This window comes from Pseudoalteromonas sp. TB25 (assembly GCF_000497995.1).
GTDB classification, from domain to species: domain Bacteria; phylum Pseudomonadota; class Gammaproteobacteria; order Enterobacterales; family Alteromonadaceae; genus Pseudoalteromonas; species Pseudoalteromonas distincta.
Genome location: NZ_AUTI01000339.1, coordinates 1 through 21,065, shown reverse-complemented (window position 1 = coordinate 21,065; position 21,065 = coordinate 1). Strand labels below are relative to the sequence as shown.

The 21,065-nt window shown below is 39.5% G+C and carries 22 protein-coding genes, 1 tRNA gene, 1 other RNA gene and 2 pseudogenes; 21 read left to right on the top strand and 5 right to left on the bottom strand.

The annotated features are described in order from the left end of the window. On the top strand, positions 1–799 hold a 799-nt coding region (locus L652_RS0113555; protein ID WP_024595534.1), incomplete at its 5' end, for an efflux RND transporter permease subunit. Positions 800–936: 137 nt separating this feature from the next. Here the strand turns inward: L652_RS0113555 and ssrS are convergent. Continuing rightward, positions 937–1,119, bottom strand: a non-coding RNA gene (ssrS, locus tag L652_RS1000000124575) — 6S RNA. A 193-nt stretch (positions 1,120–1,312) separates the two neighbouring features. Between ssrS and L652_RS0113550 the strand changes: the two genes are divergently transcribed. From L652_RS0113550 to L652_RS01000000123810, 4 genes and pseudogenes are all read left to right on the top strand, one after another. Then, positions 1,313–1,876: a UPF0149 family protein gene (locus L652_RS0113550; protein WP_002962745.1), complete on the top strand. Its 564-nt coding sequence runs from the start codon at positions 1,313–1,315 to the stop codon at positions 1,874–1,876. Between the two features lie 28 nt (positions 1,877–1,904). Then, on the top strand, positions 1,905–3,227 hold the full coding sequence (gene pepP, locus L652_RS0113545) for a Xaa-Pro aminopeptidase (RefSeq protein ID WP_024595533.1): 1,323 nt from the start codon (positions 1,905–1,907) through the stop codon (positions 3,225–3,227). Positions 3,228–3,242: 15 nt separating this feature from the next. Then, positions 3,243–4,430 carry a 2-octaprenyl-6-methoxyphenyl hydroxylase gene (gene ubiH, locus L652_RS0113540; RefSeq protein WP_024595532.1) on the top strand — a complete coding sequence of 396 codons (1,188 nt, stop codon included), beginning with the start codon at positions 3,243–3,245 and terminating at the stop codon, positions 4,428–4,430. Continuing rightward, positions 4,427–5,595 (top strand): annotated as a pseudogene (locus L652_RS01000000123810) (FAD-dependent monooxygenase). Before ubiH ends, L652_RS01000000123810 begins: the two are co-directional and overlap by 4 nt. 269 nt (positions 5,596–5,864) lie before the next feature. Here L652_RS01000000123810 and L652_RS01000000123805 read toward each other — a convergent pair. After that, positions 5,865–7,064 (bottom strand): annotated as a pseudogene (locus L652_RS01000000123805) (alpha/beta hydrolase-fold protein). Between the two features lie 376 nt (positions 7,065–7,440). Here L652_RS01000000123805 and rpsF point away from each other — a divergent pair. The 9 genes from rpsF to alr all read left to right on the top strand — a co-directional run bounded on the left by rpsF (position 7,441) and on the right by alr (position 13,797). Further along, the gene (rpsF, locus tag L652_RS0113525; protein WP_002962750.1) at positions 7,441–7,782 is read left to right on the top strand and encodes a 30S ribosomal protein S6; all 342 of its coding nucleotides are present in this window, start codon (positions 7,441–7,443) and stop codon (positions 7,780–7,782) included. A gap of 43 nt (positions 7,783–7,825) precedes the next feature. After that, a complete protein-coding gene (gene priB / locus L652_RS0113520; RefSeq protein WP_004588456.1) occupies positions 7,826–8,143 on the top strand; it encodes a primosomal replication protein N in 318 nt (105 codons plus the stop codon). 12 nt (positions 8,144–8,155) lie between these two features. After that, positions 8,156–8,383, top strand: coding sequence for a 30S ribosomal protein S18 (gene rpsR, locus L652_RS0113515; protein WP_002962753.1), 228 nt, complete (start codon positions 8,156–8,158; stop codon positions 8,381–8,383). 35 nt (positions 8,384–8,418) lie between these two features. Beyond that, positions 8,419–8,871, top strand: coding sequence for a 50S ribosomal protein L9 (gene rplI / locus L652_RS0113510; protein ID WP_002962755.1), 453 nt, complete (start codon positions 8,419–8,421; stop codon positions 8,869–8,871). A 389-nt stretch (positions 8,872–9,260) separates the two neighbouring features. Next, positions 9,261–9,809, top strand: a complete 549-nt coding sequence (locus tag L652_RS0113505; RefSeq protein ID WP_002963053.1) for a sigma-70 family RNA polymerase sigma factor — start codon at positions 9,261–9,263, stop codon at positions 9,807–9,809. After that, positions 9,796–10,278, top strand: coding sequence for a hypothetical protein (locus L652_RS0113500; protein ID WP_024596807.1), 483 nt, complete (start codon positions 9,796–9,798; stop codon positions 10,276–10,278). Before L652_RS0113505 ends, L652_RS0113500 begins: the two co-directional genes overlap by 14 nt. Positions 10,279–10,287: 9 nt before the next feature. Next, a complete protein-coding gene (locus L652_RS0113495) occupies positions 10,288–11,226 on the top strand; it encodes a DUF4097 family beta strand repeat-containing protein (RefSeq protein ID WP_002963051.1) in 939 nt (312 codons plus the stop codon). Positions 11,227–11,338: 112 nt separating this feature from the next. Beyond that, positions 11,339–12,718: a replicative DNA helicase gene (gene dnaB, locus L652_RS0113490; protein WP_002963050.1), complete on the top strand. Its 1,380-nt coding sequence runs from the start codon at positions 11,339–11,341 to the stop codon at positions 12,716–12,718. Next, complete coding sequence (gene alr / locus L652_RS0113485; protein ID WP_024596806.1) at positions 12,718–13,797, top strand: alanine racemase; 1,080 nt, start codon at positions 12,718–12,720, stop codon at positions 13,795–13,797. Before dnaB ends, alr begins: the two co-directional genes overlap by 1 nt. A 31-nt stretch (positions 13,798–13,828) precedes the next feature. Here the strand turns inward: alr and L652_RS0113480 are convergent, their stop codons facing one another. After that, positions 13,829–14,068, bottom strand: coding sequence for a DUF2960 domain-containing protein (locus L652_RS0113480; protein ID WP_002963045.1), 240 nt, complete (start codon positions 14,066–14,068; stop codon positions 13,829–13,831). A 100-nt stretch (positions 14,069–14,168) separates the two neighbouring features. Here L652_RS0113480 and L652_RS0113475 point away from each other — a divergent pair, with 100 nt between their 5' ends. The 3 genes from L652_RS0113475 to L652_RS0113465 all read left to right on the top strand — a co-directional run bounded on the left by L652_RS0113475 (position 14,169) and on the right by L652_RS0113465 (position 16,049). Beyond that, the gene (locus tag L652_RS0113475) at positions 14,169–14,420 is read left to right on the top strand and encodes a hypothetical protein (RefSeq protein WP_002963043.1); all 252 of its coding nucleotides are present in this window, start codon (positions 14,169–14,171) and stop codon (positions 14,418–14,420) included. 201 nt (positions 14,421–14,621) lie between these two features. Further along, on the top strand, positions 14,622–15,239 hold the full coding sequence (gene pnuC, locus L652_RS0113470; protein ID WP_002963042.1) for a nicotinamide riboside transporter PnuC: 618 nt from the start codon (positions 14,622–14,624) through the stop codon (positions 15,237–15,239). Positions 15,240–15,242: 3 nt separating this feature from the next. Beyond that, a complete protein-coding gene (locus tag L652_RS0113465; RefSeq protein WP_024596805.1) occupies positions 15,243–16,049 on the top strand; it encodes a phosphotransferase in 807 nt (268 codons plus the stop codon). Positions 16,050–16,052: 3 nt separating this feature from the next. On the opposite strand, the gene L652_RS0113460 is transcribed toward L652_RS0113465, so the two are convergent. Continuing rightward, complete coding sequence (locus L652_RS0113460) at positions 16,053–16,235, bottom strand: hypothetical protein (RefSeq protein WP_024596804.1); 183 nt, start codon at positions 16,233–16,235, stop codon at positions 16,053–16,055. A gap of 246 nt (positions 16,236–16,481) precedes the next feature. On the opposite strand from L652_RS0113460, the gene L652_RS0113455 reads away from it, so the two are divergent. The 3 genes from L652_RS0113455 (at position 16,482) to L652_RS0113445 (ending at position 18,007) form a co-directional block, all read left to right on the top strand. Beyond that, a tRNA-Arg gene (locus L652_RS0113455) sits at positions 16,482–16,556 on the top strand. 211 nt (positions 16,557–16,767) lie between these two features. Then, positions 16,768–17,301 carry a DinB family protein gene (locus L652_RS0113450; RefSeq protein ID WP_024596803.1) on the top strand — a complete coding sequence of 178 codons (534 nt, stop codon included), beginning with the start codon at positions 16,768–16,770 and terminating at the stop codon, positions 17,299–17,301. Position 17,302: 1 nt separating this feature from the next. Next, positions 17,303–18,007 carry an NRDE family protein gene (locus tag L652_RS0113445; protein WP_024596802.1) on the top strand — a complete coding sequence of 235 codons (705 nt, stop codon included), beginning with the start codon at positions 17,303–17,305 and terminating at the stop codon, positions 18,005–18,007. Between the two features lie 105 nt (positions 18,008–18,112). On the opposite strand, the gene L652_RS0113440 is transcribed toward L652_RS0113445, so the two are convergent. Further along, the gene (locus tag L652_RS0113440; RefSeq protein WP_024596801.1) at positions 18,113–19,876 is read right to left on the bottom strand and encodes a GNAT family N-acyltransferase; all 1,764 of its coding nucleotides are present in this window, start codon (positions 19,874–19,876) and stop codon (positions 18,113–18,115) included. Positions 19,877–20,212: 336 nt separating this feature from the next. Between L652_RS0113440 and L652_RS0113435 the strand changes: the two genes are divergently transcribed. Next, positions 20,213–21,065 (top strand): HD-GYP domain-containing protein (locus L652_RS0113435; RefSeq protein ID WP_024596800.1); only part of this gene is annotated, 853 nt, incomplete at its 3' end.

Genomic DNA, 21,065 nt, shown 5'->3' with positions numbered 1-21,065 from the left:
GCCTATAGACGAGCGCCGCTCAGTTGCCGATTTACAAAATATACTCATCAATACACCTACTGGTGGTTCGGTGCCGTTATCGCATGTTGCAACCCTTACCGCAGGGCAAAGCCCGTCAACTATTAACCGAATAGACCGCTACCGTACTTTAAATGTTACAGCGGATATCGAAAAAAATAACACCAACATGACCATACTTCAGGCTGACCTAACGGAGTATTTAGATGAGTTAATGCAGCAATATCCTGGAGTAGATTACAAACTAGAAGGTGAGGCTAAAGAGCAGCGAGAGTCGTTTGGCTCATTGGCTTGGGCACTTGTGTTTGTATTTTTCATAATTTATGCGCTATTAGCGATACCGCTTAAGTCTTACTTACAGCCAATTATAGTAATGAGTGTAATTCCATTTGGCATGATAGGTGCTGTAGTCGGGCATTGGATTATGGGCATGGATTTAACCATTATGAGCTTGCTTGGTATGCTCGCCCTAACTGGGGTGGTAGTAAATGACTCCCTTGTACTAGTCGATTTTATCAATAAAAAGCGCAGTGAAGACGGCAAATTACTAGATGCAGTTAAACTTGCCGGTGCATCGCGTTTTCGCCCTGTAATGCTAACAAGTTTAACGACCTTTATTGGCTTAATGCCGTTATTATTTGAAAAAGCGACTCAGGCGCAGTTTTTAATACCTATGGCGGTAAGTTTAGGGTTTGGGATTATTTTTGCGACCTTTATTACTTTATTGTTAGTGCCAATAAACTACATGATGATGGAGCGCTTTCAAGGTTGGTTTAAGTAAATAAGCGTAAGCATTTAAAATTTAGCTGTAAGTAAGAAATTGCTTGCAGCTTTTTTTTGCCAAAAATTATAAAAATAATGTACGAAGGTATAGCAAAAAAATGAATAAGTAATAAGAGGGAGTATAAAAATAAGAAGGTGTTCCCCAAGATACGGTACCCGGTTTCAGTCCTGAAACCAGAAGGTTTCAGGGCGGAAATCTGCGGTTTACCGTAGGCTTCTCGGTACATGCCGAGCTTGCACAATAGTAGACGAACAGAAATCCTGGTATAAAATTTATCGGCTCAGGGACTTAACCAAGCTCCGGTACCCCAGGGAACAATTTAAGTATATAAGACATAATCCAATCCTTAAACCCTAAACGTAAAAAATTAAACCGTTCGCTTAGTTTTCCCGCACCTTTAACTCGTCATTTACTTTATCGCATGGTTTTTGAGCTTGATCATACAATTAATTGGAGTTGCTTTTTATCGAGTGGTAGCATTGCCTTAACTTGCAAAGCGAAGATTCGATTATGAACGATTTACCCGATTACGAAAAAGCTCAACTGCTTTTAGAAAAAAACGAAATATTTGTATCACCTGCCGAAGCGCATGGTGTAATTAGTGGTTTACTTGCGTGTGGTTTAACCATTGACGACAAAGAATACTTAGGCCTTTTGAGCGATGTGTTTAACGATGGTGAATCATTTAGTAACGATTTAAAGCAGTTTTTTGGCACTATTTATAAGCAAGTAGTTGCGAGCTTTAATGATGACGAATTTCAGTTTGATTTATTTTTACCAAACGATGACGAAACACTCATCGATCAGGCTAATGGCCTCGTATCATGGGTAGCAGGGTTTATGCTTGGTTTTGGCTTAAAGCAAAAAGATTACGGTAAGTTATCAAGCGATGTTAAAGAGGTTATTACTGACTTTAGCGAAATCACTCGCCTAGATACCACTTTTGAAGAAACCGAAGAAGACAGCCAAGCGCTGCACGAAGTGATTGAATATGTGCGCGTATCAGCACTACTTTGTTTTGCAGAGCTTGGTAAAGAGCAAAACACGCAAAGTACTAAAAAAACACTTCATTAGTTTAAAAAGTTAAACGGGTTGGTTAATAATGGTTGAAGTACAAAAGTCAGAATTTAAAGCACGCCGTGAGCGTTTACTTGCGCAAATGGATAAAAATAGCGTTGCTATTATTCCCGCTGCAAGCGAAGTGACGCGTAGCCGCGATACCGAATATGCATTTAGACAAGATAGCGACTTTTTCTATTTAACAGGCTTTAACGAACCCGACGCTGTACTTGTACTATGTAACAACAGCGATGCACCCAGTACTTTATTTTGCCTAGATAAAGACAAGCTTGCAGAAATTTGGCATGGCCGCAGAGTTGGCTTTGATAAAGCTAAAAGTGACTACTTGTTTGATGAAGCTTACCCACTAAGTGAATTAAACGATAAGCTACTCGATATACTAAATGAAAAAGATGCGATTTATTTTGCACAAGGTGCTTATACTTCATTTGATACCAAAGTGTTTACGTTACTAGGCACACTTAGAAGTGGTGCGCGAAAAGGCCTCAAAGCACCGAGTACTTTAAAAGAAATACGCGGCCTTATTCATGAAATGCGTTTGTTTAAATCGCCAAGCGAGATAGATGTTATGCGAGAAGGCTGTGAAATTAGTGCGCGAGGGCACATGCGCGCTATGCGTTTTTCACACCCCGGAGCTACTGAATTTCAGCTAGAGGCAGAGCTGCATCATCATTATGCTATGAATGGTGCGCCGCACCCGGCGTACGGCACAATTGTTGGTAGTGGCGACAACGCCAATATTTTACATTACACGCAAAATAGCGACGTATTAAAAAATGGCGACCTGGTACTTATAGACTCCGGTTGTGAGCTACAAGGTTACGCAGCCGATATTACCCGTACTTTTCCAGTAAATGGTCAATTTAGCGAAGAGCAAGCCGCGCTTTATAATATTGTTCTTAAAGCGCAAGAAGTTGCTTTTGATGAAGTAAAACCCGGTGGTTACATGTCGCATGCTAATAAACTAGCAATGGAAGTAATGACTCAAGGTTTACTTGATTTAGGTATTTTAACCGGCGACTTTGATGAGCTAATGGCAAAAGGGGCATGTAAAGAATATTACATGCACGGGCTTGGGCATTGGCTTGGTTTAGATGTACATGATGTTGGCGATTACAAAGTAAATAACGTTGAGCGTGCATTTGAGCCCGGTATGGTACTCACCATAGAGCCTGGGCTTTATATCAGCGAAGACTCAAGCGCACCGCAAAAATACAAAGGCATTGGTATTCGTATTGAAGATAACTTGCTAGTTACCGAAACAGGCCATGAAAACTTGACCCTAAGCGTGCCTAAAAAAATTAGCGATATAGAAGCACTTATGCAAAGTGCTAAAAACGTATAAAGCTCGGAGAGTAAAGTGGCTAAGCAGTTTGATGTAGTTGTTATTGGCGGTGGTTTAGCGGGAGCAAGCTGCGCGTTAAGTGTGGCTAAAACTAATCCCGCGTTAAATATTGCCGTTGTAGAAGCTAATCAAGTTACCGGCGACTACCACCCAAGCTTTGACGACAGAAGCATTGCACTTGCTCAGCAATCGGTAGAGTATTTACAAAGCCTCAATTTATTTGAACAAAATGCCCCTTACACCGCCGTAATCAAAAAAGTGAGCGTGTCTGATAGAGGCCACTTTGGCAAAGCGCACATTAATTGCGACGAATTTGCTAAACCTTCACTTGGTTACGTAGTAGAAGTTAACCCTTTTGGCCGAGCGCTCCACCTGCGTTTAACGCAATCAAATATTACGCTTTTGTGCCCCGATAGCGTAATTGCCATTGAGCAAACCCTGCACAGCAATACACTTACCCTGCAAAGCGGCGAGCAATTAAGCGCAGCGCTATTGGTTATTGCTGATGGTGCACAATCACCCACACGTAATTTACTTGAGCTTGGCTTTAATACCCAGCCTTATGAACAAGGCGCAATTATTGCCAATGTAGAAGTAGCTGGTGGGCATAATAATCATGCCTTTGAGCGTTTTACACAAAGCGGGCCTATGGCGTTATTACCCATGAGCAATAACCGTTATTCGTTGGTGTGGTGTATGAGCCAAGATCAGGTTGAACAGCACATGGCACTTAATGAACAAGACTTTATAAGTGCCCTACAAAGTGCGTTTGGTTATCGCGGTGGTCAATTTACTAAAGTAGGCATGCGCACGAGTTACCCGCTCGTTTACGGGCAAGTCGAGTCTTTGACTGCGCACCGTACAGTGGTTATTGGTAATGCCGCACATGCTATTCATCCTATTGCAGGGCAAGGTTTTAATTTAGGCCTTCGCGACGTGCAAGTACTAAGTAATTTAATAGCAAACAGCCAACACGGTTTAGGCAGCTATGCGTTTACACGTGAATATTCTAAAAAGCGCAGTGATGATATAAAAACCGTAATGAGCTTAACCGATGCACTTGTTAGGCTTTTTTCAAACTCATCGCGAGTGCTCGCATTGGGGCGCAGTATTGGGTTGTTTTCGATGGATTTATTTCCCGCATTAAAAGCGCCATTAGCCAAACAGTTAATGGGGCAAGTTAAACAAGGTAGGCGTTTATGAAGCAAGCACAGGTTTGTATTGTAGGTGGTGGCTGCGTAGGGCTAACACTAGCACTTGGATTGGCAAAAGCCGATATAAGCGTCGTTGTACTCGACGGCGCACCAACACAAGCGTTGCCAACTGACGAATATGGTTTGCGCGTAAGTGCGCTAAGCATTGCAAGTCAAACCTTGCTTGAGCAATTAAATGTATGGCCAGAAATTATCGCACAGCGAGCGTGCGCTTATACGCATATGGATGTACGCGATGCCGACAGTTTTGGCAAAATAGCGTTTGATAACAAACAACTTGAGCTTGAGCATTTAGGCCATATTGTTGAAAACGACATTATCCGCTACGCGCTCATAAAAGAGTTGGAACAACAAAGTAGTGCCACGTTAATGTTCGATACACAGTATCAGCAAATACATCAAAGCGAATCAGATGTATTTATAACGCTTAAAAGCGGCGAGCCAATTATTGCAAAACTGCTGGTGGCCGCTGATGGGGCAAACTCAGCTATTCGCAAACAATTTAATATGGCGCTTAGCTTTAAAGATTACGATCACCATGCGCTAGTCGCAACCGTAAAAACCAAAGAGCCGCACGCAAATACCGCACGCCAAGTGTTTTTACCAACCGGGCCGCTGGCATTTTTACCTCTGAGCGATGCAAATACCCATTCAATAGTATGGTCTACTAGCCCCAACCACTGCGATGAGCTGCTTGCAATGGATGACAGCAGCTTTAATAAAGCCGTAATGGCAGNGCCATAGATGGCCAATGCGGGCTATGTGAAGTGCAAAGTGCGCGCGCAGCTTTCCCACTTAAAATGCGCTACGCTCAGCAATGGGTTTCAGGCAAAGTGGTCCTCATTGGCGATGCTGCACATACAATCCATCCACTTGCAGGGCTTGGTATGAATCTAGGCCTAAAAGATGCGGCTTATTTAATTGAGCTACTCACAAGTGATAGTAAGGAGTTTGCAAGCACGCGCACACTTCGCGATTACGAACGTACCCGTAAGCTCGATGCGCAAAAGCACATAGCCATGATGCAAGGGTTAAAAGAGCTATTTGAAGGTGCAAACCCGGTTAAAAAACTTATCCGCGGAGTAGGGCTATCATTAGTTGATAATTTAGGCCCAATAAAACACCTGTTCGCCAAAGAAGCGATAGGAAAGTAACGTAGGTTGGGTTGAGCGAAGCGAAACCCAACGGATAAAGTAAAGCGATGAGCTTGATTAAAAAAACCGATGTTTAATTTAAACATCGGTTTTTGTTTTATGGTGGTTTTAAATATATTAAAAGCTTCGCTTTTCACGCGAGCAAGCTCGGCGTCTACATGCAAAGTTTAACACTGAGCTTAATTTTACCTGTAGGCGTTTAGCTTGCTGACGCGACGAGCGTAGCTCGTAATTACTATCGTTAGCTAAAAAGTGCTTTGTTAAATCAGTTACAAATTCTCTTGTGCTTCATTCACCATATCCTTGAGAGCATCAATTAACATTGGATCTCGCGAGTTTTGCTTAGCAAGTTCTAATGCGTGTTTCATACTGGTGACGGCCTCTTTGAACTGCTTATTTGCAGTATAGCCTTGCGATAAACGCATGTGAGAATAGGCTGCATTTGGGTAATGGGTAGTAAAGTGTTTAAGCGTGGTAACAGCTTTAGCTGTGTTACCAAATTTTTGCTGGCTATGAGCAAATTCTACATATACATCTTGTGGAATTTTAAGCTCAAACCCGTACTTATCACTCAGTGCTTTGTAATAACCTGTAATAAGCGATACATCAGCAAATCTTCCGTGCTCGTCAGTAACGTTAAAAATTAGGTCGCCAAATAAGTGAATTAGGCTATCGCTAAGGGCTGGTAGTATGGTGCCCATATGACTAAAAGTAGGGTAATGCTTATATTCCCATTTTAGCTGTGTTGGCATTTGTTGTTCTAAATTTACTAAAGTATTTAATACACCGGTATAAAAGCGTGACCCTTCACTTGCTACACTAATAAATAACGATTGACCGCCTTTAGGGCTTTTAGTGTATTTTATAATATTATTTTTTAATTCTTCATCACTCCACCAACTGTTTGGGCTTATAGCTATATAGTTATTAAATAACTCAGGCTGATTAACTAAAGTATAAAGCGCTAAAGTACCTGCATTAGAGTGGCCAATTAACGTGTTGTAGCCGTTAGTTGAGTAGTTAGAATTTATGTATGGCATAAGTTCGTCAGAAACAAATTTCAAAAACTCGTCAGTTTGCCCCGCTTCAGGCCATTTATTTTTTACAAAGGTTTGAAACTCAGTTTTAGGCTCACCATCTACTTTAGGTAAGTAATCACGAACGCGGTTAGTTGTATCAATACCAACAAGCAAGGCATTAGGTATCTGCTAGTAATCAACAAGGGATTTAATAACACCAGACGCCGTATGAAAGTGCTCAACACCATCAAGTAAATAAATAACATAAAGCGGCTGATCGTTTTTTACAGTGTCAGGTACGAAAATTTTAATGGGTCTGTCTTCGTTAAGTATTTTTGATTGCAGAATGACTTTTTTACCAACGGTTATGTCAGTTGTATTGGTTTTTGCGTGGCTTAAAAATGGTGTACTAAAAGTAAGTATTAATACAAGCGATAGTAAGAGCTTCATAAATATCCTTATTTAATAATGTATTGCTTAATAATTGCACGGCTTTAAGTTTGAGTAAATACTTATATTTTGAGGCAGGTGTTAGACTTAAGTAATTCAAAGCTGCGCTTTTTTATGCGCGCAAGCTTGGCGTATATGATAAATATTAAACTACGAGTTTAGCTTTTCCTTTAGGCCTAAGGCTTGCTAACGGGATGAGCGAAGCTCGCAATAATTGCCTTTAAACTCTTATCTATAAAAGCTTAAAAAACCTGCTTGCTTAATTATCCGTCTAAGCGTAAAATGCGCGCTCATTTCGGCTTTTAAACTATTAATTCCTTGCCTTAAACCGACCGGCCGAAACGGTAGAAGGCTCTATTAACCGTAAGGAATATCCATGCGTCATTACGAAATCGTATTCATGGTTCACCCTGATCAGAGTGAGCAAGTAACTGGTATGATCGAACGTTATACTGGTTCTATCACTGAAGCTGGTGGTACTATCCACCGTCTTGAAGACTGGGGCCGCCGTCAACTGGCTTACCCAATCAACAAGCTTCATAAAGCTCATTATGTTCTTATGAACGTTGAAGCACCTACTGAAGTAATCAGCGAGCTAGAAACTACTTTCCGCTACAACGATGCAGTGCTTCGTAACTTAGTTATGCGTACTAAAAATGCTGTAACTGAAGCGTCTCCTCTTGCAAGAGAAGAGAAGAAAGAAGCACCAGCTGCTTAATTGTTTTGAGTCCTAGCATGGCATGTAGTCAGCAGTTATTATAATGGTTAGCCCATATATGAATCAGCTGGTTATATCTGGGGTAGTTTGTAAAACTCCCAAGTTTAGCCAAAGCCCTGCTGGCATCCCGCATTGTATTTTTGTTGTAGAACATAAATCAATGCAAACCGAAGCAGACCTTAACCGTAATAGTTATGTGAGGCTTCAGGTAGTTGCCAGTGGAAAGCAAATGCAACAACAGACTCAACATTTGCACGTTGGGCAGGCATTGCAAGTGAGTGGTTTTTTAAATCGCCACGAAGGTCGTAACGGCCTTAGCCAATTGGTTTTGCATGCTCAGCATATAGAAAGAATTATTTGAGGAATTAATCTCATGGCACGTTATTTCAGACGTCGTAAGTTCTGCCGCTTTAAAGCGGAAGGCGTACAACAAATCGATTACAAAGATCTAGCTACTCTTAGAAACTATGTTACAGAAAGTGGCAAAATCGTACCTAGCCGTATCACAGGTACTAGCGCTAAATACCAGCGCCAGCTAGCAACTGCTATTAAGCGTGCTCGCTACTTAGCCCTTCTTCCATACACTGACTTACATAAGTAAGCAGCGGATTAACAGTTTTTAAAAGGTGTAGAAACATGCAAGTTATTCTACTAGATAAGATCGCTAACCTAGGTAGCCTAGGTGAACAGGTTGTAGTTAAATCTGGTTTCGCACGTAACTTCCTTTTCCCGCAAGGTAAGGCAGTTCCTGCGACTAAAGCTAACATTGAAACGTTTGACGCTCGTCGTGCAGAACTTGAAGCGAAAATCGCTGAACAGTTAGTTGCTGCACAAGCACGCGCTGAAAAACTAGAAGCATTAGCAGAAGTTACATTAGTATCTAAAGCTGGTGACGAAGGTAAGTTATTCGGTTCAATCGGTACTCGTGACATCGCTGACGCTATCTCAGCTGTTGGTGTTGAAGTTGCTAAGTCAGAAGTTCGTTTGCCTCTAGGTACTATCCGTGAGACTGGTGAATTTGACGTATCAATTTCAGTTCACTCAGACGTAACGGCTACTATCAAAGTAATCGTAATCGCTGAAGCTTAATTTTTAATTAAGCTAAAAAAGCCGTGCTATTAGCACGGCTTTTTTGTGTCTGTAATTTGGCTAACTTTAATTAGTTGAGGGCATAGTTAAATAATACCAATCCGCAATAATACTTAATCATTTTGCGGGGCTAAACGTGTCCTACCTGTGTTAAAAAATTCTCATTTAGAACAACTAAATAGCGAATTTTTTGTCTAGCTATCAACACGTTTTTCCATCCTCAAAATAGCTCACTTAATTAAGCGAATTGTTATAAAGCCTCGCATAAGCCACTTTTTATTCAATTATTTTTTCATTCCTTTTAAACCTTTTCGAACTGTCATTACGTCTAACTTATTAATACACTTAAATAGCAACTCAACAATAATAATTAAAAGGCGGCATCACGGATGTTACACGTTAAACCCGAACCAACGCCTTTGTGCGAAGCTGCACTCATTGAGCGAGTTAAATCGGGTGATCAAGGCGCATACACAACGCTTTATGAGTTACATATAAAACGAGTATACGGTTTATGTTTACGCTTATTAGCAGACCAAGCACACGCCGAAGACGCCGCCCAAGAGGTATTTGTACAGGTATGGCATAAAATAGCATTGTTTGATGGGCGTTCGCAGTTTTCTACTTGGCTATATAGTGTTGCCAGTAATGTAGCGATAAGTTACCTGCGCAAGCAAAAAAACTGGTTACAAAAAGTAGTAAGTATTGAACACAGCGGTATGGATGAGCAATCAGCTAACGACTGCAAAGGCTTAAATGGCCTCGATAAGTTAATAGTAAGGCTTCCTGAGCGCGCACGTATGGTATTTGTATTATTTGCTATTGAAGGTTACAGGCACGAGGAAATCGCGGAGCAATTAGGTATGGCTGTTGGTTCAAGTAAGTCACAATATCATCGTGCTAGGCAGTTATTACAAGAGTGGTATGAAAATGAGTAAACCAAACTTTAACGACTACTTAAACAAGTCATTAAACACGCTTGATAAAGAAATTACGCCACAAAAAGATTTATGGGCGGGGATTGAGCGAGCAATTGTTAATAATAAGCAGAACCCAAACAGCACTATTATTTGGCCAAAACTAACGGCAATAGCAGCGTGTACTGTGGCTGCTTTAATTGCTGTTAATATATTTGTTATAGCACCTGAACCACAGCCCGTAGTGGCTATAAGTGATTACTTTTCGGCTCAAAAAAATAGTTTGTTAGTTGAATACGAAAATAAAGAAGCATTAACCACTAACTGGCAAACGCAACTACAAGAACTTGAAGAAGCTGAGCAAGCAATAAAGCAAGCTCTTGAAAACGAACCACAAAACCAAGCGCTACTGACAATGTTAGCGCAAATATATCAACAACAACTTGATTTAATTAACAAGGTGCACGCGCCACGTTGGCAGCACATTTAGGAGTACGATATGAAAGCGATTTTATTAGGACTGAGCTTATTTCCACTGGCGGCATTTGCGGGTGAAAAAATAGATAAGCAAATAGACGTACCAAGTGGCGGCACTATTTTTATTGAAAACCAACGCGGTGATATACATATTACAGGCTGGGATAAAAACGAATTTAAAGTATCTGGCGAGCTTGATGATAAAGCACAGGGTTATGAGCTTAAAACAAGTGGCGATAAAACACAGTTTATTGTAAAAATGCCCCGTAAATCAAATTGGGGTAATAGTGGTGACGGCTCAAACCTAACTATATTTATGCCTAAAAGCAGTAGTTTAGAGTTTGCTGGCGTTAATGTATCGGTGACTGCAAAGGAGCTTAAAAACGGCGCTGAAGTAGATGTGGTTAACGGTGAAATTACGGTAGATGATATTACTGGCAACATTAAGCTCACCACTGTAAATGGTGATGTGAACGCTGAGAACTTAAACGGGAATATTCAGTTTGAAACCGTAAATGGTGAAATTAATGATAGGCAATCAAGTGGTGAGCTGCGTTTTAGCGCTGTTAATGGTGATATTAAATCAACTTCAAGCGCTAATGATGTACGCCTTGAAAACGTAAATGGCGATATAGAATTTACGTTATCGGCTATTAAAAACCTACGTATTAATACGGTCAATGGCGAAGCAGAAGTACAGATTAACGAGCTTTTAAAAGGCGGTGATGTACGTTTTGAATCAGTAAGTGGTGATGCCGACTTTTATTTCCCACAAAGTGTATCAGCAAAGTTTGAAATTAAAGCCCATGCTAATGGTAAAATCATTAACAAAGTCAGTAGTGACAAAGTCAGTAAAGCTAAATATGGCCCAGCCAGTGATTTAGAGTTTAGTATTAATGGCGGTAATGCAAATGTTGAAATGGATACCATAAGTGGACGAATAGAGCTTCGTACCAAATAACACTCATTCCCCATCACGATTACAAAAAGCAGGAAAGATTTCCTGCTTTTCTATTTGCACAGCCCCTGCAAGTCGATAGAATAGAGCCATTCAATTTTACTACTGTGAAGTTATGGCCAAACCAGATAAGCAAGTCGATACTCTTAAAGTTCCTCCCCATTCAATAGAAGCTGAACAATCTGTTTTAGGTGGCTTAATGCTTGATAACCAAGCTTTTGACCGCGTAGCTGAGCTTGTTGTATCACAGGATTTTTATACCCGCACGCACAAGTTAATTTTTGAGGCGATGACGGCACTTGCTGAGATTGGCGATCCGATAGATTTAATCACTATTTCTGAAAGTTTAGAAAAAAATAATAAACTTGCAGGTATTGGGGGTTTTGCTTACTTAGCCGAAATTGCTAAAAATACGCCAAGTGCAGCCAACATTGATGCCTACGCAAACATTGTACGTGAGCGTGCTGTTGTACGTGAAATGATTGGCGTGGCAAATGAAATAGCCGAAGCGGGTTTTAATACCGAAGGGCGTACTAGTCACGACCTACTCGATTTTGCCGAAAGCAAAGTATTTAAAATTGCCGAGCAACGTACAAAAAGTACGGAAGGCCCGCAAAGTATTCATAACATACTCGAAAAAACCGTTGATAAAATAGAAGAGCTTTATCAATCGCCACAAGATGGTGTAACGGGTGTAAGTACAGGTTATGCCGATCTTGATAAAATGACGACGGGCCTGCAACCGTCTGACTTAATTATTGTTGCAGCGCGTCCTTCAATGGGTAAAACCACCTTTGCGATGAATCTTGCAGAACATGCCGCAATGACTCAAGACAAACCCGTGCTAATTTACTCGCTAGAGATGCCTTCAGAACAAATTATGATGAGGATGTTAGCGTCTCTTGGCCGTATTAACCAAACTAAGGTACGTACAGGTCAGTTAGATGATGACGATTGGGCGCGACTTTCATCAACAATGGGCTTGTTGATGGAAAAAGGCAAAATGTATGTTGATGATGCCTCGGGCTTAACACCTACCGATGTTCGCTCTCGTGCACGTCGTATTGCGCGTGACCACGGCGGCATTAGTATGATCATGGTCGATTACTTGCAGCTAATGCGCGTACCTAGCCTTGCTGATAACCGAACGCTTGAAATTGCTGAAATTTCGCGTTCACTTAAATCACTAGCAAAAGAGCTAAAATGTCCGGTTGTTGCGCTTTCGCAGCTAAACCGTACGCTAGAGCAACGTGCCGATAAACGCCCAATTAACTCAGATTTACGTGAGTCAGGGTCGATAGAGCAGGATGCCGATTTAATCATGTTTATTTACCGTGACGAAGTTTACAACGAAGACAGTACCGATAAAGGTATTGCTGAGATTATCATAGGTAAACAACGTAACGGCCCAATTGGTAAAGTGCGTTTAACATTCCAAGGTCAATTTTCTCGCTTTGATAATTACGCGGGACCAGCGGTAGATGACGATTACTAATGCGCTTAGCCACTGCTGAAATTAACTTAACGGCACTTGCGCATAATTTAGCGCAAGTTAAGGGCTTTGCACCTAACAGCAAAGTGATGGCGGTGCTAAAAGCAAATGCTTACGGGCATGGATTAGTAACGATTGCGCAGCATTTAAATAATGCTGACGCATTTGCTGTGGCACGTATAGATGAAGGGCTTGCCCTTCGAGCTGGGGGCTTAACAAAACCAATTGTTTTACTAGAAGGCTTTTTTAACAAAGCCGACTTACCGATTCTGCTCGCCAACAATTTTCAAACTATTATTCACGATGAGTACCAATTAGCGGCGCTTGAAAAAGCAAAGCTAGATGCACCAATAACATGCTGGTTAAAAGTAAATACAGGTATGCATCGATTAGGTATTGCGCCAGAGCAGTTTGAAGCCTTTTATAGCCGCTTGCAAAAAACACCTAACGCTAAAAATACCGTTAATTTAATGACCCACTTTTCGTGTGCTGATGACGTTGATAATGCTAAAACGGTTCAGCAAATTACGTTGTTTGATAATTTAGTGAATGGTATTGACCAAGCGCATTGTTTATCAAATTCGGCTGGTATTATTGCCTGGCCGAGCGGTCATGGCGATTGGGTGCGTCCTGGGCTTATGTTATATGGTGTATCGCCAATGGCAAATAGTATTGGGCAGCAACACAAATTAAAACCAGTTATGCGCTTAACTACGCGCGTAATTGCAGTGCGAGATGTGCCTGCTAATGAGGCTGTTGGGTATGGTGGTCGTTGGAAAAGCGATAAACCAACCAAGTTAGCTGTTGTAGCTATGGGTTATGGCGATGGTTATCCTCGGCATGCTAAAGAGGGGACACCGGTAATAATTGGTGAGCAGCGTTATGGTATTGTAGGTAGCGTAGCTATGGACATGATCAGCGTTGATATAGGCGCTAATGAGCATAATATTAAAGTTGGCGACAGAGTCACTATGTGGGGCCCTGAGCTACCAGTTGAAGAAATAGCACTGTGCGCTGATACTATTCCTTACGAGCTATTATGTAATATTACACCACGCGTAAGTTATGAGTATCAGCCATAGTTAGTTTTTAGCGTATACCAATTGGGTATAATTACTCTTTTATAAAGTAAATGTCGCTAAAGCCCATACGGGCAAATTCTTGGTCGCGAAAGTTACGAACAGAAGCAGACCCTTTTGAGGTCATTTCTATTTGGCGTACCATATTTAAGTAATTTGTTAAATCAATACCCTCGGCAGCAGCAATAGCTTGATACATGTCGTGGTATTTATCTTTTGCGAAGTTAATTTCGCGCGGTTGGTTTTTAAATGTATACGTTATTCTGCGTGCCATAATAAGCTCAGTTAAATTGAGTGTTAGTATAATTTTACACTGTATTGAACTGGCATTGAATGATTTGTTTAAATCAAATAATTAAAAAGTAGAGTTTAAAATGAAATTATCAGTAGAGATCAGTAAATATCCACTTCACCAAGATTACATTCCGTTTATTAAAGGCTTTATTGACCGCTTAAACGAATACGAAAATTTAAAAGTGATTACTAATACGCTATCAACGCAAATTTTTGGTGATTATGATTTAGTAATGCAGGTGTTAAATACCGAAATTAAGCGCTCATATGAAGAATTTGGTAAAGCTATTTTTGTATGTAAGTTTCTCTCTGGCGACTTATCGCCTGAATAATCTATAATACCAATCTGCATAAATCTTTGATCAATTTAACGAATTAAATTGCACTATAACGTCGTTAAAAATTTTTTATTTAGAACAACTAGATACAAAAATTTTTGCCTAGTTTTAGCGTGATTTTCTTAACGTTAAATAGACCCCGTATATAAGCAGATTGGTATAACAAATGGCGCAACTAAACGGTGATTGCATAATATGGACTTTTTAACACAAACCTTAAGCGGTTTTACAGCAATGTCGCATTGGGAATACATTGCGGTAGGATTGTCGATGGCGTACTTATTATTGGCAATAAAAGAAAGCTTATGGTGTTGGCCGGCGGCATTTTTTAGCACGCTCATTTATACAATTATGTACTGGAATGGCGCATTGCTCATGGAGTCGTTACTTAATTTTTATTATATGTATATGGCTGTGTTTGGATGGGTTGTATGGAGAAAAGGCAAAGCTGAAAATTTAAATATTACATCGTGGTCGATAAACCGTCATGCTGTTTTAATTAGTTTAACAACCGTAGCTGCAATTACAATTGGTTACGTTATGCAAAACTATACGCATGCCGATTTTGCTTATCTTGATAGTTTCACAACGTGTTTTGCGGTAGTAACTACTTACTTAGTTGCTAAAAAAGTCCTCGAAAACTGGCTGTACTGGATTGTAATAGATGCAGCTTCCATGTATTTATATTATGAAAAAGGCTATTACCCAACGCTTGCGCTTTTTATATTTTATACCATTATGGCCGCGTGGGGCTTTAAAACTTGGTACGAAGAGTACGAACAAAGCCAAGCTAAGCCGCTAGCTCAGCTTTAATTAATGATTGAGCATAATCAGCTAGTAAAAATGTGTAGGGCGTTTATAGAGCCTACTAGCGTTACTTCAAGCGAGCGACTACTAAATGGTTTTAGTAACGATAATTTTTTAATACGTACCAAACAACAAGGGTATTTATTAAAGTGTTATAAAAGCCATTGGCCAGCCATAGGACTTGAAGCACAGCGTTTTTTAAGTGAGCTTAATATATGTCCTGCGCCTGTTTGGCTCGATAAAAAGAATAGCCGTGCGGTATTTAATTATATTGAAGGTAATACAGCGCAATCGGATATAACGCTTAGCTTTATTAATAAACTTGCTCAAGTGCACAATTACAAAGTGTCTACTGCGCCAATGGATATAGCTAAAGAGCTGCATTTTTATCAAAGCACCGGCGTATATACGCAATATAAACCTCAAATAGAGCAGGCACTCAAAGTAGTTGCAGCCATGCAATTTGATGAAGGCTTTTGTCATAATGACTTGGTAAAAGATAACATTATTGTAAATGCTTCGGGCATGTATTTAATTGATTTTGAGTACGCGCAAACTAACGATGTATATTTTGATTTGGCAGCCCTTGCAGTGAGTTTTAACCTTAATGAGCAAAGTAAAAAAGCGCTGTTAAACAACTATAAAAATAGCGTTGATAAAAAAAGCACGTTTTACCCATCAATAGATAAGTTAAATTACTATAAGCTGTTTTTTTTGGTGTTATGTATTGCTTGGTATGAGGAGCGCAGCATAACTAGTAAATCTATAATGTTACGTGCGCAGCTAAATAAACTTGTTACTAATACTTTTTTATAAAAGTTACAAACCACCAAAGCGTTCAGCGAGCTCTTTGTACTTTGTTACTTCGGCCGCATCAAATTGTGGTTCGCCATTCTCGTCTTCAGATTTAGCAATTAATAAACTTTCTCTAGAGAGGCGTTTTACACGCTCTACTTTTACACCTAAAAATTCAGCGACTTGCTCAGTAGACAATAAACTCATTATTATTTCCTCGTATTAAACTAATCCTCACAGCGACAATCATAATTTTAATGTTACTAAACCGTTACTGTTTCTTATCTAATAAGAATAAATAGCGTGTTTTTAAGCCTTTGTGAAGTGTTTTATTTAAAAGAGTTTAATTAATAAGCATATAAGCTGATCTTACTGGTATTTATTTAAAGATCTCTTTATCATTGCGGGTGCTAAAGCACTGATATCGCGAGTTGGTGTGGCGGCAACAAATGTGCTCTCGTGGTGAAATGGATATCACGTGGCCCTCCGGAGGCTGAGTTGTAGGTTCGATCCCTACCGAGAGCGCCATTTGCTTTTATATGTATTAATTATCCTCTCTATATTACCTAGCTTCTTATTAATTACTCTTGTATTTAAAAATGCATTTACTGCAAAAACTTTGAAAGTTAATTTTAAAAACAGCTTTCTAGTTATTTATACAATGCAAAATTAGCATCCAAAAATCATGTTGTAATTATTTGCATATAAGATTTAGTGATAAATGAGGAAGACCGATTCAATGTTAAATAGTCAATTAGAGATACTAGCTCAAGGACACGCTTATCTTGAAGGTGTAACTAAAGAGGACTATTCCCAAGTCATTACTCCTAACTTTATTAGCTCGGCTGGAGCTCATATGCGACATATTATCGATCATTATCAATCTTTAATGACCGGCTTTAGCACGCAAAAAATAGATTATGATTGCCGCTTAAGAGGAGGAGATATTGAAAACTCTCCAACTGCTGCAATAAAAAAAATTGCCGAAATAACAACGTGGGTTGAACAGCTAAGTCCAGATGATTTTAATAAACCGTTATCACTTTCAAGCGAAGTTTCGATTAAAAGCAAAAATGTACAAACAGTAACCACATCACTTGCGCGAGAGCTTATTTTTGTAGGCAGTCACGCTGTGCACCATTACGCGATGATTTCACAAATTTCTTTTGCTCAAAAGTCGCAGCTCGATCAAAGCTTTGGTTTAGCACCAAGTACAGCTACTTTTTTAAGAGAAAATAGCCAGCCAGCACAACCAAAATCGATGCAAAATTAAAATGTGCACGTTAAGCTACTTTTTAACTGATGATGGCTACGAGCTATTTTTTAATCGCGATGAGCAAAAAACACGAGAAACGGCAATCGCTCCAAGTAAGCACCAGGGCAATGCAATTTTCCCTATTGATCCGCAAGGAGGAGGTACTTGGCTTGGGGTATCGCATTTTGGGCAAACACTCGCATTATTAAATGATTACCAAAGTGTATTTGATATAACTGCGGTAAAGCATAGTAGAGGTCTGTTAATCCCTCATTTACTGAGCAATAAAGCCCCTGCATTGTACCAATTACAAAACATGGATTTATCGGGCTACGCGCCTTTTAAGTTGTGTATTTTTCCGGATGGGCTATCGATAAATAACAATAACGTGGTTTTTGTTAGGTGGGATGCAAAGCAGTTAATCTACTGCCAAGTTGAACCACTTGCTACGTCATCAGGTGTTGAGCTTGAAACGGTGACACAAAAGCGTAAACAACAATTTAAGCAACTTATTGATTTAAGATACCCTGAAAGTGAGCAGTTTTTAGCGTTTCATTACAGTAAAGCCGAACAAGGGCAATATGGCGTAAATATGCTTAGGGAAGATGCAATGACGGTCAGTATTAGCCATATTAAAGTTGGTAACACTATACGTTTTAATTATTTTGATAAGCAGTCTCAGCTCATTAGTAGCATTGGTTGTTTAAAAGTGGCTGCTGCTTAACTAAATATTTTTATAGCTGTTACATAACTAAAAAGTCGACGCAATTAATAGCGTCGACTTTTTTTGCTCAATTTTTACCTGCTATATTAATACAGCAGGTAAAAATTATGAGTGATTTATATAATCATCCTTTTTATCACCAAGGTAGAGCTTAAGTAGCTTTTCAGGCGCACTTGGTAGGTGCACACTTAAAAGTAATCCTGGCGTGTGATTAAAGTTGCTATCAATGCCCATGCAATGAAATTGAGCGCCTAGCTTATGGTATTGCTTTAATAAAATCGGTATGTCTTTTTTATCTTCTTCTATTCCCATAACCAATGCTGATACATGGCTTATATTTAACGTGTGGTCATTAATAAAGTCTTCAAACTCTGGGTGGAGCTTATTATTAAAAGGCGTATTGGCGCTAACACCTTGTTTATTATTAACCATTGCATGGTCAATAATTGCAACAGAACGAGGGTCATAAAGTTTACTTAATGAAACCGTGCCATATAAAGTCCTATAGCGTGGATTTTGCGCCATAAACGCACCAATCCCTTTAAATAGCAGTAATAAACCATGGTAACTGCCCTGATGTTTTTGAACTATAAACGAGCGACCCATTTCTAAGCACGGCTGTTGCTGATTAATAAAAGAAGGTTCAAAGTTAAACATTTGCGATAAATAAAGAGCGCTCACGTCGCTATTTTTTTGTAATAAATCGGTTTGTCCAATTCTATAAGCACCAATAATTTCTTCATTTTTATGATCAAAAATAAACAAATGCATGTAAGTCGCATCAAACTTATCTGTGTCGCATGGCTCGCCACTTCCTTCGTTTAATGTGCGAAAAGTTATTTCTCTGAGGCGTGTTATTTCAGTAACGCAATTAGGTATTTGCTCTTGGTAGCCGTAATAAACTGAGTAACCTTTAAAGTCGACTAAGTGCTGCTCGCTTGGCAAGTTAGCAAGCTCATTTTTCATTTTTGTTTTATCAACTTCCTGCATAATGGCTTTGAGCTGTGTTGATTGGTTATCCTCTTGCCAAGGCGTTACAAAGCGCTCATCGTTTAAGTAACATTGCAAGCGCGCAAGTGCGTTTATGTCGTCAGTTTTTTCAAACTTATTTAATAATTTGGGTGTAAGTAAATTACCAGCGCTTAAGCTAATAGAGCTTTTTTGAATTTTAAGTAATTCGCGTATTAGCATTAATAATCTAAATCGGTAGTAAACACGCCCCAAGTTATAAAAGGTTGAGCTATTCTGACCGCTAATAAATACAGGCAATAAAGGAGCTTGTGTTTTTAAAGCTAGTTGAGCGGCTAAGCGATTCCATTGCCCGTCAGTTACACGCTGTTTTTCTGATTGAAAAAATGACACTCTTCCCGCAGGAAAAACCACAAGTAAGCCATCATTTTTAACATGACTAAAACACTGTTTTATTGCGCTGGTATTAATGGCTGCTTTTGGTTTTAGTGGGTTAGCAAAAATAAAATAGTCTTTAATTTCTTTAAATATTTTTAAACCCACGTTAGCCATTACTTTTGTATCGCTACGATAATGGGTGAGTAAATTTGCAATTATTACGCCCTCAATCATGCCATAAGGATGATTACATACCACTATGCAAGGGCCATGCTTTGGTATTTTGTCAATAACACCTTGTGCACCAAGCACATTTATACCTAATACATTTAACAGCTTTTCACTAAACTCTTGTTTATCTAAACCCGATAAATTATTAGAGAGGTATATATCACGCAGCTTATTGATGCCCAATAGGCTATCGAGCAGCGGAGCGGCTATTTTTAGTATATGACTCAAAGGAGAAACGGTGCTTATTGCCGCTACACTTAAGTTTGATATGGGGTGGTTTAATTTTGTCATATACGTTGATGCTCTTAAATTTTTATAGCTGTTGTGTATATTTAGACCGAGGAAAAACCACATTATGTTCAAATTAGGTTAATTAAGTTTGTTTAAAAGCGTAAAAATAATACTCAAATAGTCTTTTAAGTGCTAAATGGTTGTAGGTTATTAAGAAAATAGAAGAGGGTTTTAATTATCCATAAAATAAGGTTACCCACTACAGCTAATAAGAGTGATACTGCAAGTAATCCTTTGTAGTTATATATCACTACTTACAACTCAAAAACTAGACTTTTAAGCTTAATTAATGCTATTTAAAGTACATCTACTTTAAATGTAAAAAATCTCACCTTTATGCTAATTACTTTGCCCGTGTCTGAGCTCACCCCTGGTATGTACGTTGATAGCGTTACTAAGCAACACGAGGGGATCAATAGCATAAAAATTAAGACCAGTGGCTTGGTGCGCGACAAATCTATTATTAAGCGTTTAGTGTCTGAAGGGGTGCTCGAGCTGCTTATAGATTTTACTAAAGGTGATGCGCCAGTTCCTGCCAAATATAAGCCCCAAAGCGCACCTAAAACATCTAATAGCCAAAAAAAAGTAGAAAAAACATCTATAGCTATTTCTATCGAACAGGAGTTTGCTAAAGCGACTGTAAATTACGATCAGCATGGCCGAAAGTTACAATCATTATATGGCGATTTAACATCTGGCCTGAGTGCTAATATAAAAGTGCTTGATGAAATTGCCAGCGAGATAGTCAGCTCAGTTTTTCGTAATGCTAACGCTATGACTATTCTTACTCGTATAAAAGACAAACATAGCTATAACTGGCGGCATATGATCAACTGCGCCATTTTTACTGCTGTATTTGCTAAATACTTAGGGTATGGAAAAGCTGTTGTACAAGAGCTTGCAATGGGGGCGTTACTTCATGACTTGGGCCAAGCTAAATTACCGCAGGGTATATTTTCCAAGCCAACTAAACTAAGTAATAACGAGCTAGCAGCAATTAAAAAGCATGTTGCCCAAGGTTTAGGTTTAGTTAAAGGTGAGAAGGGTATAACTCCCCTTATGCTCGATATGATAGTAAATCATCATGAGCGTTTAGATGGCTCTGGTTATCCGCGAGGCCTGCAGGCTGAAAAGTTAAGTCGCCCGGCGCGTATAATGGCAATTGTAGATGTGTACGATGCTATGACAG

Excerpts from the sequence above, each read along its gene's own strand:
- L652_RS0113550 (WP_002962745.1), top strand. The coding sequence starts at position 1,313 with ATGAACGATTTACCCGATTACGAAAAAGCTCAACTGCTTTTAGAAAAA.
- pepP (WP_024595533.1), top strand. The coding sequence starts at position 1,905 with ATGGTTGAAGTACAAAAGTCAGAATTTAAAGCACGCCGTGAGCGTTTA.
- rpsF (WP_002962750.1), top strand. The coding sequence starts at position 7,441 with ATGCGTCATTACGAAATCGTATTCATGGTTCACCCTGATCAGAGTGAG.
- priB (WP_004588456.1), top strand. The coding sequence starts at position 7,826 with ATGGTTAGCCCATATATGAATCAGCTGGTTATATCTGGGGTAGTTTGT.
- rpsR (WP_002962753.1), top strand. The coding sequence starts at position 8,156 with ATGGCACGTTATTTCAGACGTCGTAAGTTCTGCCGCTTTAAAGCGGAA.
- rplI (WP_002962755.1), top strand. The coding sequence starts at position 8,419 with ATGCAAGTTATTCTACTAGATAAGATCGCTAACCTAGGTAGCCTAGGT.
- L652_RS0113505 (WP_002963053.1), top strand. The coding sequence starts at position 9,261 with ATGTTACACGTTAAACCCGAACCAACGCCTTTGTGCGAAGCTGCACTC.
- L652_RS0113500 (WP_024596807.1), top strand. The coding sequence starts at position 9,796 with ATGAAAATGAGTAAACCAAACTTTAACGACTACTTAAACAAGTCATTA.
- L652_RS0113495 (WP_002963051.1), top strand. The coding sequence starts at position 10,288 with ATGAAAGCGATTTTATTAGGACTGAGCTTATTTCCACTGGCGGCATTT.
- dnaB (WP_002963050.1), top strand. The coding sequence starts at position 11,339 with ATGGCCAAACCAGATAAGCAAGTCGATACTCTTAAAGTTCCTCCCCAT.
- alr (WP_024596806.1), top strand. The coding sequence starts at position 12,718 with ATGCGCTTAGCCACTGCTGAAATTAACTTAACGGCACTTGCGCATAAT.
- L652_RS0113480 (WP_002963045.1), bottom strand. The coding sequence starts at position 14,068 with ATGGCACGCAGAATAACGTATACATTTAAAAACCAACCGCGCGAAATT.
- L652_RS0113475 (WP_002963043.1), top strand. The coding sequence starts at position 14,169 with ATGAAATTATCAGTAGAGATCAGTAAATATCCACTTCACCAAGATTAC.
- pnuC (WP_002963042.1), top strand. The coding sequence starts at position 14,622 with ATGGACTTTTTAACACAAACCTTAAGCGGTTTTACAGCAATGTCGCAT.
- L652_RS0113465 (WP_024596805.1), top strand. The coding sequence starts at position 15,243 with ATGATTGAGCATAATCAGCTAGTAAAAATGTGTAGGGCGTTTATAGAG.
- L652_RS0113460 (WP_024596804.1), bottom strand. The coding sequence starts at position 16,235 with ATGAGTTTATTGTCTACTGAGCAAGTCGCTGAATTTTTAGGTGTAAAA.
- L652_RS0113450 (WP_024596803.1), top strand. The coding sequence starts at position 16,768 with ATGTTAAATAGTCAATTAGAGATACTAGCTCAAGGACACGCTTATCTT.
- L652_RS0113445 (WP_024596802.1), top strand. The coding sequence starts at position 17,303 with ATGTGCACGTTAAGCTACTTTTTAACTGATGATGGCTACGAGCTATTT.
- L652_RS0113440 (WP_024596801.1), bottom strand. The coding sequence starts at position 19,876 with ATGACAAAATTAAACCACCCCATATCAAACTTAAGTGTAGCGGCAATA.